The sequence below is a fragment of the Mesorhizobium sp. M8A.F.Ca.ET.021.01.1.1 genome (genome assembly GCF_003998025.1).
Lineage (GTDB): Bacteria > Pseudomonadota > Alphaproteobacteria > Rhizobiales > Rhizobiaceae > Mesorhizobium.
The window spans coordinates 1-11,948 of sequence record NZ_RZSJ01000136.1 but is presented as its reverse complement, the minus strand read 5'-3'; the positions used below and the strand labels follow the sequence as shown (position 1 = coordinate 11,948).

Below are 11,948 nucleotides of genomic sequence, written 5' to 3'. Positions count from 1 at the left end.
TTTCTGCTCGGCTCGAACTACATCTGGGGCTGGGAGATGAACCGCGTCGCGCGCGACCTGATCGCGGACGCCGGCGGCAAGGTCTTGGGCGAGCGCTATCTGCGCATCGGCGAGACCGACGTGTCGCGGCTGATCGCCGAAATCCGGGCGACGCGGCCGAACTTCATCCTCAACAATCTGATCGGCACCTCGTCCTATGCCTTCCTGGCGGCCTATCGTGACCTGGGTATTGAGGATCCCGCCTTCAGTTCGCAAAACTGCCCGGTGATCTCCTGCAACCTCACCGAGGGCGAGCTGCCGGCGATCGGCGAGACCGGCAAGGGCCATCTGTCGGTCGGGCCCTATTTCGCGCCAAGGCCGGCCGCCTTCGCCTCCTCCTTCGAAGCCTCCGCCTATGCCTCGGTGCAGGTGATGGCCGACGTGCTGTCGCGCGATCCCGACGCCGGCCCGGCGGAATTTTCCAAGGCCTTCGCCGAACGGCGCTTTTCCACCCGCCTCGGCCCGATCGCCATCGACGCCCATTCCCAGCACGCGACGCTGCCTGTCATCATCGGCCGGATCGCGGATGGCTTCTTCGAAGTCGTCAGCCGCGAGGACGAGGTCGCGCCGGACCCGTATCTGTCGCGCTACGACCCCGCAAAGACATTCGGCCGGCCACGCCTCAGGGTGGTGTCGTGACCCGAACCCCGCGCATCCCCAATCTCGGCGGCGCCAGGGCCTTTGTCCTGCATCGCCCGCACCCGACGGTGCAGGCGATCACCAGGCAATTGTCGGCCATCGGGCTTGTCACCGTGGACTGCTGGCCGGAACTGGCGCCGGAGGCGCTGGCCGCCGACTTCGTCTTCTTCGACGCCGATCTCGGCTTCGACGAGCAATTCCCCTGGAAGCCGGGCGAGGCGCCGATGCCGCTGGTGGCGCTGATCGGTTCCGAAGCGCCCGGCCGCATCGAATGGGCGCTGTCGCACAAGGCCGATGCCCAGCTCCTGAAGCCGGTCGGCAATGCCGGCGTCTACAGCGCGCTGCTGATCGCGCGCCAGAGTTTCGAGGCTCGAAAGCATTTAGCCGGCGAGATCGCCGCGCTGCGCCAGCGTGTCGCCGAGCGCCAGACCATCGTGCGGGCTGTCTCGGCTTTGTCGAAAGGCGGCGACGACGACCGCGCCTATGCGCAGCTGCGCTCGCTGGCGATGAGCTGGCAGATCAGCGTCGAGGACGCCGCGCGCCGTATCGTGGCGATGACGGACGAGGCCAAGACCGAAGAGGAAGGCGGCGATGACCAGTCCCATCGCGCCTAATCTCACGGCCGGGCGCATGCCGGCCAAGCCGCGCGCCGGCGTCTGGCGCCGGCTGACCAAGCGCCGCCTGGCGCTGCTCGGCTTGGTCATCGTGGCCATCGTCGTCGCCGGCGCGATCCTGGCGCCGTGGCTGACCGGCTACGATCCCAACGAGCAGATGTTCGACGGCCTGACCATCGAGGGCTCGCCGCTGCCGCCGACCGCGAAATTCTGGCTGGGCACCGACCTGCTCGGGCGCGATCTTCTGACCCGCATCCTCTACGGCGCGCGCACCTCGCTGATCATCGGCATCGTCGCCAATGGCGTGGCGCTGCTCATAGGCACGCTTGTCGGCGTCAGCGCGGGCTATTTCCGCGGCTGGGTCGGCAGCGCGCTGATGCGTTTCACCGATCTGATGATGGCCTTCCCGGCGCTGCTGCTGGCCATCTGCCTGGCGGCGGTGTTCCAGCCCAGCCTCTGGATCGTCGCCATGGTCATCGCCCTGGTCAACTGGGTGCAGACCGCGCGCGTCATCTACACCGAAACCTCGTCGCTCGCCGAACGCGAGTTCATCGACGCCGAGCGCACCATCGGCGCGAGCGCGCCGCGCATCCTGTTTCGCCACATACTGCCGCATCTCCTGCCCACCATCATCGTCTGGGGCACGCTCGGCATCTCGACCACGGTGCTGCTGGAGGCGACGCTTTCCTTCCTCGGTATCGGCGTGCAGCCGCCGACGGCATCGTGGGGCAACATCATCTTCGAGAACCAGACCTATTTCCAGGCCGCACCCTGGCTGGTGTTTTTTCCCGGCGCCGCGATCCTGGCGCTGGCGCTGGCCTTCAACCTGATCGGCGACGCGCTGCGCGACATCCTCGACCCGACGCAAAGGGGCCGGGAATAATGGGGGGCCGGGAATAATGGGAGGCCGGTCATGATCGCCTATCTCGGCCGCCGACTGATCCAGTCGCTGCTCATCCTGCTCGGCGTCTCGCTGATCACCTTCGCGCTGCTCTATCTCCTGCCCGCCGATCCGGTGCGCCAGATCGCCGGCCGCAGCGCCACGCCGCAGACGGTGGAGAACATCCGCCAGCAGCTCGGCCTCGACCAGCCCTTCGTCGTCCAGTACTGGCACTATCTGGTGAAGCTCGTCGGCGGCGATCTCGGCCGCTCCTACATCCAGCGCTCCGAAGTCACCGAGCTCATCGTCTCGCGGCTGCCGGCCAGCCTGCTTCTGATGGTCGGCGCCATCCTGTGCGAATTGCTGATCGGCCTCTCGATGGGCCTGATCGCCGCCGTCAAGCGCGGCACCGCCACCGATCAGACCTTGATGGTCGCCTCCTTCGTCGGCGTCTCGGCGCCGCAATTCGTCGTCGGCCTTTTGCTGCTCTACGTTTTTGCGGTTAGGCTGAGCTGGTTTCCGATCGGTGGTTACGGCACCTGGCGCCATCTCGTGCTGCCCTCGCTCACCATGGGCATTCTCGGCGCCGGCTGGTACGCGCGCATGATGCGCTCGTCGATGATCGACGTGCTGCGCCAGGATTACGTGCGCACCGCGCGTGCGAAAGGGCTGGCACGGGGCGCCATCATTTTCCGCCATGCTCTGCCCAACGCCATCCTGCCGGTCATCGCCATGATCGGCATCGACATCGGCATCTTCATGGGCGGCATCGTCGTCGTTGAAAGCGTGTTCGGCTGGCCCGGCATCGGCCAGCTCGCCTGGCAAGCCATCCAGCGTGTCGACATCCCGATCATCATGGGCGTCACGCTGGTATCGGCCTTCGCCATCGTGCTCGGCAACCTCTTGGCCGACATCATCGCGCCGTTCATCGACCCCCGTATCAAACTGAGATGAGCGCCCGGATGAAACCAGAAAACAAACAGAGAAAGGGAACACGACAATGAAGAAGTTTCTCGCATCGACCGTAGCCGCATCGGCCTTGGCGCTGATGCTCGGCATGACCAGCGCCCGCGCCGAGGAAACGATCGACCCCAACGCCAGGCAGGGCGGCGAAATCATCGCCACATACAAGGACGATGTCACGACGCTCGATCCGGCGATCGGCTATGACTGGCAGAACTGGTCGATGATCAAGAGCCTGTTCGACGGACTTATGGATTACGAGCCCGGCACCACCAACCTCAAGCCCGACCTCGCCGAGAGCTACGAGATTTCACCCGACGGCAAGACCTTCACCTTCAAGCTGCGCCACGGCGTGAAATTCCACAATGGCCGCGAGATGACGGCCGACGACGTCAAATATTCGCTCGACCGCGTCACCAACCCGAAGACGCAGAGCCCCGGCGCCGGCTTCTTCGGCTCGATCAAGGGTTATGACGATGTCGCCGCGGGCAAGGCCGAGGGCCTCTCCGGCGTCACCGTCGTCGACCCCTACACGGTCAAGTTCGAGCTGACCCGCCCCGATGCCACCTTCCTGCATGTCATGGCCATCAACTTCTCGCATGTCGTGCCGAAGGAAGAGGTCGAAAAATATGGCGCCGATTTCGGCAAGCATCCGGTCGGCACCGGGGCGTTCAAACTCGCCGAGTGGACGCTCGGCCAGCGCATCGTCTTCGAGCGCAATCCGGACTATTGGCACAAAGGCCTGCCGCATCTCGACAAGATCACCTTCGAGGTTGGCCAGGAGCCGATCGTGGCTTTGCTGCGCCTGCAGAAAGGTGAGATCGACCTGCCGCTCGACGGCATTCCTCCGGCAAAATTCCAGGAGGTGATGGCCGATCCCGAGCAGAAGGCGCGCGTCGTCGAGGGCGGCCAGCTGCACACCGGCTATGTCACCATGAACACCACCATGGCGCCGTTCGACAATGTGAAGGTGCGCCAGGCCGTCAACATGGCGCTCAACAAGGCGCGCATCATCCAGATCATCAACGGCCGCGCCGTGCCGGCCAACCAGCCGCTGCCGCCATCGATGCCGGGCTATGACAAGGAGTACAAGGGTTATCCCTACGACGTCGCCAAGGCCAAGGCGTTGCTTGCCGAGGCCGGCCATCCCGATGGTTTCGAGACGCAATTGTTCGCCATGAACACCGACCCCAACCCACGCATCGCCCAGGCGATCCAGCAGGACCTTGCGGCGATCGGCATCAAGGCCAGCATCCAGTCGCTGGCGCAGGCCAACGTCATCGCCGCCGGCGGCGACAAGGCCGGCGCGCCGATGATCTGGTCGGGCGGCATGGGCTGGATCGCCGACTTCCCCGATCCGTCGAACTTCTACGGTCCAATCCTGGGCTGCGCCGGTGCCGTGCCGGGCGGCTGGAACTGGTCGTGGTATTGCAACAAGGACCTCGACGCCAAGGCGGCCGAGGCCGACTCGATTGTCGACCCTGCGAAGGCCGGGGAGCGCAGCAAGATGTGGAGCGACATCTACGCGAAGATCATGGCGGACGCGCCCTGGGCGCCGGTCTTCAACGAGCAGCGATTCACCATGAAATCGGCCCGCATGGGCGGCGCCGACAACCTCTACGTGGACCCGGTCCATGTCCCGATCAACTACGACAATGTGTACGTAAAAGATGTGCAATAACTGCGACTACACCATCCACGGGCGCCATCACCATTTCGGCTGGGACAATTCGTTTGTCCCGGCGCAGCGCGTGGCGCCCGGCTCCACCATCGAGTTCCAGTGCCTCGATGCCGGCGGTGGCCAGCTGAGGCCCGATAGCACCGCCGCCGACATTGCCAAGCTCGACTTCGCGGGGATCAATCCGGTTACCGGACCGATCTTCGTCGAGGGTGCCGAGCCCGGCGATGCGCTGAAGGTGACGATCGAGATGTTCAAACCGTCCGGCTTCGGCTGGACGGCGAACATTCCGGGCTTCGGCCTGCTCGCCGACGACTTCAAGGAGCCGGCGCTGAACATCTGGAAATACGATGCGGCTTCACTGGAGCCAGCATTGTTCGGCAAAAATGCCCGCGTGCCGTTGAAGCCCTTTGCCGGCACCATCGGCAATGCACTGGCCGAGATGGGCCACCACTCGGTGGTGCCGCCACGTCGCGTCGGCGGCAATCTCGACATTCGCGACCTTGCCGCCGGGACCACGCTCTATCTGCCGGTGGAGGTGGCGGGCGCGCTGTTCTCGGTCGGCGACACCCATGCCGCGCAAGGCGACGGCGAGGTCTGCGGCACCGCGATCGAAAGCCCGATGGACGTCGTGCTCAAGCTCGATTTGGTGAAAGATGCGCGGCTGAAGACGCCACGCTTCACCACATCTGGCCCGGTGACGCGCCATCTCGACGCCAAGGGCTATGAGGTGACGACCGGCATAGGCCCCGACCTGATGACGGGCGCGAAGGAAGCGGTCGCGCAGATGGTCGATTTGTTGGCGGGCCGCTACAAAATAGATCCCGTCGAGGCCTACATGCTGGCCTCGGTCTGCGGCGATCTCCGCATCAGTGAGATCGTCGACATGCCCAACTGGGTGGTGTCGTTCTATTTTCCGCGTTGCGTGTTTGAATGAGGGGTCGGCGCCGCACCCCCCTCTGCCCTGCCGGGCATCTCCCCCTCAAGGAGGGAGATTGGCTGTCATTCATGCCGGCTTCCCCCATTGCAGCGTTGGAAATTGGCGAAGCCCTGCGTGCCGTTCAATCTCCCCCCTCGAGGGGGAGATGTCCGGCAGGACAGAGGGGGGCGTGCCGCGCTAAACCTCTCGGAAGCCTGCGCCTGCAATGACCACCACCAACCCCATCCTCACCATCGCCAACCTCTCCGTCTCCGTGCGCGGCGAGGAGGGCTCCCGCGAGGTCGTCTCCAACCTCTCCCTGACGCTCGAGCGCGGCGAAACGCTCTGCATCGCCGGCGAGTCCGGCTCCGGCAAGTCCATGACCGCGCTTGCCATCATGCAGCTGCTGCCGCAGCCCGCCGCGCGCATCTCCGCCGGCACCATCCGTTTGGCCGACACCGAGCTGACCACGCTTGACGAACGCCGCATGCGCCGTATCCGCGGCGACCGTATCGCCATGATCTTCCAGGAGCCGATGACATCGCTCAATCCGGTGCTGTCGATCGGTCGCCAGCTCACCGAATCCATCGAGGCGCACACCAGCCTGACGCCTGCGCAGGCCCGCCAGCGTGCCATCGAGGCGCTGAAGGCGGTGCGCATTTCGGAAGCCGAAAGCCGGCTAAAACAGTTTCCGCATGAGCTCTCCGGCGGCATGCGCCAGCGGGTGATGATCGCCATGGCGCTGGCGCTGGAGCCCGACGTGCTGATCGCCGACGAGCCGACGACGGCGCTCGACGTCACCGTGCAGGGCGAGGTGCTGGAGCTGCTGCGGGACCTGCAACGGCAGCATGGCACCAGCGTCATCCTGATCACCCACGACATGGGCGTGGTCGCCGAGATGGCCGACCGCGTCATCATCATGCGGCATGGAAGCATGGTCGAGGAAGGCAAGACATCTGACATTTTCGCTCACCCGCAAGCCGATTATACGCGCGAGCTGCTCGCCGCCGTGCCGCGTATCGGCAAGCGACGGGATCCGGACTCGGCGCCGGCTCCCTCACCCAGCCTCCGCTCCGCTCGGCTGACCTCTCCCCCAGGGGAGAGGAGTTCTTCGACGTTCGCGCCAGTCTCCTTTGCCCAACGGAAAGAGGAGGAACTGGCCGTGGCGTCAACCTCCTCTTCTCCCCCACGGGGAGAAGGTGGCCCGCAGGGCCGGATGAGGGGGCCTTCCGCCGAGCACTCAACCCCCGTCGCCATGGTCAAAGACCTCCACGTCCGCTTCGACCTGCGCGGCGGCGTCTTCGGTCGGGTCACCCGCCGCGTCCATGCCGTCGAGGGCGTCAGCTTCTCGATCGCGCCCAACGAGACGCTGGCGCTGGTCGGCGAATCCGGCTGCGGCAAGTCGACCACCGCCAAGGCGCTGGCCGGGCTGGTGCCGTATAGCGGCGACATCGTCGTCGGCGGCCGCAACCTGTCCGGCCTCGGCCGGGACGAGCGCAAGGCGGTGCGCCGCGACGTGCAGATGATCTTTCAGGATCCGTTTGCTTCGCTCGACCCGCGCATGCGCGTCGGCGACCTCGTCGCCGAGCCGCTGGTCATCCACGGCATCGCCTCGAAGGAAGAGCGCCGCGAGCGGGTCGCGGCCTTGTTCGATCGTGTCGGCCTGTCATCGGATCAGATGGAGCTCTATCCGCACGAATTTTCCGGCGGCCAGCGCCAGCGTGTCTGCATCGCGCGTGCGCTGGCGCTCAGGCCAAAACTGATCATCGCCGATGAAAGCGTCTCCGCGCTCGACGTCTCGGTGCAGGCGCGCGTGCTCGACCTGTTGAAGGAACTGCAGCGCGAATTCGGTGTCGCCTATCTCTTCATCTCGCACGACATGGCCGTGGTCGAGAACATCTCCGACCGTGTCGCCGTCATGTATCTCGGCCAGATCGTCGAGATGGGCTCGCGCGACCAGGTTTTTTCAAACCCGCGCCACCCCTACACCAAAAGGCTGATCGAAGCCGTGCCGGTGCCCGATCCCGCGCGGCGCAGAAACCGTTTCGCCCGCCTCGATCAGGAAATCCCCAGCGCGACGCGCCGGATCGGCGAGGCGCCGCTGAAACTGGCGCTGAGCGACGTCGGCGACGGCCATCTCGTCGCCGCCGAGGGCTGAGGGACGGCCGCCGCTGGCCGGGCTCCCTCAAGGCGATCGTCTTCCAGTTCGCCACCCTCACCGACGTCACCTGGCAGATGTCGGGCGAGGTGATCCTGATGACGCTTCTCGGCGGCATCGGCACCATGGTCGGCCCGATCATCGGCGCCAGCCTCGTCGTCGGCCTGGAAAACACGCTGGCCACGTCAGGCTTCCCGGTGACCATCGCGACGGGGCTGATCTTCATGGTGTGCGTGCCCATTTTCCGACGCGGCATCGTCGGCGAACTTTACGCGCGGCTTCTCAAACGGCCGGGCAGGGGCTGATCAGCTCCAGATCGACTAACCGCGATTGAGCGGGCTGCCGCAAGGGGCGCTTTGCCCAGAGTGGGAACGTCTTGATCGGCGAGGCAAGCGAGAAGGCAGCGTCAAGTTCGAGCCGGAGATGAAGAAGAACGGAGCCATCGCCGCATAGGCGTCCGCCTCCGTGGGTATGGACGGATCCAATCATGCGCAATATGGATGGGGATGAAGCCTGCTATGGTATTCGCGTTTTCGCCGCGTCGCTAAGGCAGGTGACGTTTGTTGAATGACGCAGCGCAGGGCGGGTTGGCCTTCTGGTCCAATGCCGCTCGCATAAGTGTCGATATCAGGGGATCTGGTCAATGACCGACAACAAGCCAGACGTTACCAAGGATTGGCAAGCGACGCAGGGCCAGAAGTCCTCCGCCACGCGTCTTCGCCTTTTCGCCGCACTGTCGTGGATCGTCGCCATTGGCGGCGAGATCTACGGGATTATTCTGCTTCGCCAGAACAGGTTCGACCAGGGACACCTGCCGCTGATCATCGGCCTTCTGGTCGGCATTGCGATTTTCGCAATCGCCGGCAATTTGCTGTGGAAGGCGGCCAACAGGCACGATCCGGCCCGTGCATCCGACACAGCCAGGTTCTTCTTCCAAAACCAGCTCGGCGCAATCATCACGCTGATAGCCTTCCTCCCGCTGGTTTTCCTGATCCTCACCGACAAAAACATGGATCCGCAGACCAAGAAGGTTGCCGGCGGCCTCGGCGCTGCGCTGGCCGTGCTCGCGACTGTCATGGGGATCAGTTTCAAACCCCCGTCGGTCGAACAATACACCCAGGATATGAACGCCTGCGCAGCCCAGATCAAGTCGGGGCAGCCCACCACCGCCTGTTCGCCCGACGTCGCCGCCCAGGCGCAGGCGATAGCCACCGACTCGGCCGCGGTGGCTGCGGCGACGAAGGACGCGGCAAATCCCGCCGGTCAGGATGTCGTCTACTGGATCGCGCCCGAAAACGGAGCCGCGAAGTCCACGGAGCCGCATGTTTTCCATCTCTGCGCGGGCGTCAGCCCACTGAAGGACAAGACCGTGAATAGTGGCTCGGTGACGGAGGCCTACGCACAGAACGCCGTCCGCATCACGAAACAGATCGAGATGGAACAGAAGCAGTGCGGGTTTACCGCAACAACCAGCACCAACTGAGCACGCCTGCTTTCGATCGCGTTCAGCTCTTGTCGAGAGGGATGGCGCGCAAGCGCAGGCTCAGCCCGCCTCCTCACCCGTAACACCCGCGCTCCACCGCCAGCCGCCGCACCAGCGCCAGCACCCCGTCGATCGCCGGCGTCGGCTGCCCCGTCAGCCGCCCCAGTTCCTGCACCGCGCCCACCAGCGCGTCGATCTCCATAGGGCGGCCGCGTTCCAGGTCTTGCAGCATCGAGGTCTTGTGTTCGCCGACATCGCCGGCGCCCTTGATGCGGCGGTCGACGTCTATGGGGAAGCGCACGCCGAGGCTTTCGCCGATCGCCTGCGCTTCCAGCATCATGGCGCGGGCGAGCGTGCGGGTGCCCTCGTCGGCGACGATTCCCGCCAGCGTGCTGCCGGTCAGCGCCGAGATCGGATTGAAGGAGAGGTTGCCCCACAGCTTTATCCAGATTTCGCCGCGTATGTCGTCGCGGACCGGCGCCTGCAGCCCGGCCTTGACCAACTCCCCGGCCAGAAGCATGGTCCGTTCGCTCTTCTCGCCCGAGGGCTCGCCGAGCGAGAAGCGCCTGCCCTCGACATGGCGGATGAGGCCGGGCGCGTCGACCTCGACGGCGGGATAGACGACCGAGCCGATGACACGCTGCGGGCCGAGCCGTTCCCAGACCGTGCCGCCGGGATCGACCTGCTGCAGCCTGGTGCCTTCGAGCGCGCCGCCGGCCTTGTAGAAATACCACCACGGCACGCCGTTCTGCATGGTGACGACGGATGTGTGGTCCCCAAGCAGCGGTGCGATCTGGTCGAGCGCGGGCGCGACGGAATGCGCCTTCAGCGCCAGCACGACATAATCCTGCGCGCCAAGCTCTTCCGCCTTGGCGGCGGCCCTGACCGGGGCGGTCGTTTCCTGTCCGTCCTCGATCAGGCGCAGGCCATCTGCCTTGATCGCTTCGAGATGCGCGCCGCGGGCGACGATCGACAGATCGGTGCGGCCGGCGATGGCCAGCTTGGCCGCGAGATAGCCGCCGATGGCGCCGGCGCCGAAGATGGTGATCTTCATCGTCAGAGCCCGAGCTTGGCGGCGAGCCCGATGCGCTGCAGCTTGCCGGTGGCGCCCTTGGGGATCTCGTCCAGGATCAGCACCTTGCGCGGCACCTTGAAATCGGCGAGCCGGGTCGCGGCGTGGGCGCGGATATCGCCCTCGGTGGCGCTCATGCCTTCGCGCAGCACCACGGCCGCCGCCACCTCCTCGCCAAGCTTGTCATGCGGCATGGCGAAGGTGACGACCTGCGCCACCGCCGGATGGTCCATCAGCACGTCGTCGACCTCGAGCGGCGAGATCTTTTCGCCGCCGCGGTTGATGATCTCCTTCAGCCGGCCGGTAACCTTGAGATAGCCGTCGCCGTCGAGCACGCCCTGGTCGCCGGTGTGGAACCAGCCATGCGCAAAGGCCGTGGCGTTGGCGTCCGGGTTCTTCTCGTAGCCTGACGTGACATTGGGTCCGCGAATGACGATCTCGCCGGTTTCGCCGGCCTGCATCAGCCGTCCGTCCGGCGCCATGACCGCCACTTCGGGTCCGCCCGCCGCACCGACGCTGCCCGGTTTGCGCAAGCCCGGCGGCAGCCGGTTTGAGGCCATCTGGTGCGCGGCCTCGGTCATCCCATAGGATTCGATGACCGGGCAGCCGAAGGTCGCTTCGAGTTCGGCCATGACCTGCGCCGGCAGCGATGCCGAGGACGAGCGGATGAAGCGCGGCTTAGCTGCTGCCAGCACGCCTTCATTGCGCGCCGCGCGCGCCAGGATCGCCTGGTGCATGGTCGGCACGGCCGTGTACCAGCTTGGTTTCGCGTCACTCAGCCATTGGAAGAAGCGCAGCGCGTTGAAGCCCGGCGTGCAGTAGATGCTGCCGCCGGCGGCGAGCGACGACAGCACCGCCGCGATCAGCCCATGGATGTGGAACAGCGGCATGATGTTGAGGCAGCGATCGCTGGCCGTCAGGCCGAGCGTCGCGCCGATATGGCGGGCGGAGGCCGCGACATTGGCATGGCTGAGCGGCACCAGCTTGGGCCGCGACGTCGTGCCGGAGGTGTGCAGCAACAGCGCGATGTCGTCGTCCCCCGCCATGGCGGGCGCCGCCTGCGGGCCGACCGCCTTGCCCTCGATGATGAAGCTGCCGGCCGGAGCATCTGGCTGCACGATGAGCCGCAGCACGCCGATGCCGAGACGCTCGGCCACCGTCACGGCCGGACCGGTCTCGGTCTCCGCGACGAGGATAGCCTTGGCGCCGATGTCGGTGAGATAGAAATCGAGTTCGTCGGCCCGGTAGGCCGGATTGAGCGGCGCCGTCGAGGCTGTGGCCGCCACCGCGATGAAGGCCGTCGCCATCTCCGGTCCGTTCGGCAGCACGATCGCCACCCGGTCGCCCTGGCCGATGCCGAGGGCGTGCAGCTGAGTGGCGGTGGCGGCGATCAGCGCGCGCAGACCGCCATGGGTCAGCGTGGGCCTGTCGGGCGCCAGGATGGCGGGGGCGTTGTCGTCTCCGGCGGCGAGGCGGCGGGAGAGGTCTGGGTGGGTTTGGGTC

Annotated in this window: 10 protein-coding genes and 1 pseudogene; 9 read left to right on the top strand and 2 right to left on the bottom strand. The window is 65.9% G+C overall.

All coding sequences use genetic code 11. The features are described from left to right. The 9 genes and pseudogenes from EOA36_RS13400 to EOA36_RS13350 all read left to right on the top strand — a co-directional run. The coding region (locus EOA36_RS13400) for a transporter substrate-binding protein (protein WP_145969166.1) at nt 1–678 on the top strand (678 nt) is incomplete at its 5' end. Continuing rightward, the gene (locus EOA36_RS13395) at nt 675–1,292 is read left to right on the top strand and encodes an ANTAR domain-containing protein (protein WP_127278050.1); all 618 of its coding nucleotides are present in this window, start codon (nt 675–677) and stop codon (nt 1,290–1,292) included. The genes EOA36_RS13400 and EOA36_RS13395, both read left to right, overlap by 4 nt. Next, a complete protein-coding gene (locus tag EOA36_RS13390; protein WP_127278049.1) occupies nt 1,270–2,175 on the top strand; it encodes an ABC transporter permease in 906 nt (301 codons plus the stop codon). Before EOA36_RS13395 ends, EOA36_RS13390 begins: the two co-directional genes overlap by 23 nt. A 30-nt stretch (nt 2,176–2,205) precedes the next feature. Then, entirely contained in the window at nt 2,206–3,126 is a 921-nt protein-coding gene (locus tag EOA36_RS13385; RefSeq protein ID WP_127278048.1) for an ABC transporter permease, read from the top strand. Nucleotides 3,127–3,172: 46 nt separating this feature from the next. After that, complete coding sequence (locus tag EOA36_RS13380) at nt 3,173–4,816, top strand: ABC transporter substrate-binding protein (protein ID WP_127278047.1); 1,644 nt, start codon at nt 3,173–3,175, stop codon at nt 4,814–4,816. After that, complete coding sequence (locus tag EOA36_RS13375; RefSeq protein WP_127278046.1) at nt 4,806–5,750, top strand: acetamidase/formamidase family protein; 945 nt, start codon at nt 4,806–4,808, stop codon at nt 5,748–5,750. The genes EOA36_RS13380 and EOA36_RS13375 overlap by 11 nt, the downstream gene beginning before the upstream one ends. A 208-nt stretch (nt 5,751–5,958) precedes the next feature. Further along, nucleotides 5,959–7,890, top strand: coding sequence for an ABC transporter ATP-binding protein (locus tag EOA36_RS38235; RefSeq protein ID WP_189522207.1), 1,932 nt, complete (start codon nt 5,959–5,961; stop codon nt 7,888–7,890). Nucleotides 7,891–7,916: 26 nt separating this feature from the next. Then, nucleotides 7,917–8,195: pseudogene (locus EOA36_RS13355) on the top strand (branched-chain amino acid ABC transporter permease); the annotation flags it as partial. Between the two features lie 338 nt (nt 8,196–8,533). Further along, the gene (locus EOA36_RS13350) at nt 8,534–9,373 is read left to right on the top strand and encodes a hypothetical protein (protein WP_127278045.1); all 840 of its coding nucleotides are present in this window, start codon (nt 8,534–8,536) and stop codon (nt 9,371–9,373) included. A 73-nt stretch (nt 9,374–9,446) separates the two neighbouring features. On the opposite strand, the gene EOA36_RS13345 is transcribed toward EOA36_RS13350, so the two are convergent. Next, complete coding sequence (locus tag EOA36_RS13345) at nt 9,447–10,427, bottom strand: 2-dehydropantoate 2-reductase (RefSeq protein ID WP_127278044.1); 981 nt, start codon at nt 10,425–10,427, stop codon at nt 9,447–9,449. A gap of 2 nt (nt 10,428–10,429) precedes the next feature. Then, nucleotides 10,430–11,948 (bottom strand): acyl--CoA ligase (locus EOA36_RS13340; protein WP_245464343.1); only part of this gene is annotated, 1,519 nt, incomplete at its 5' end.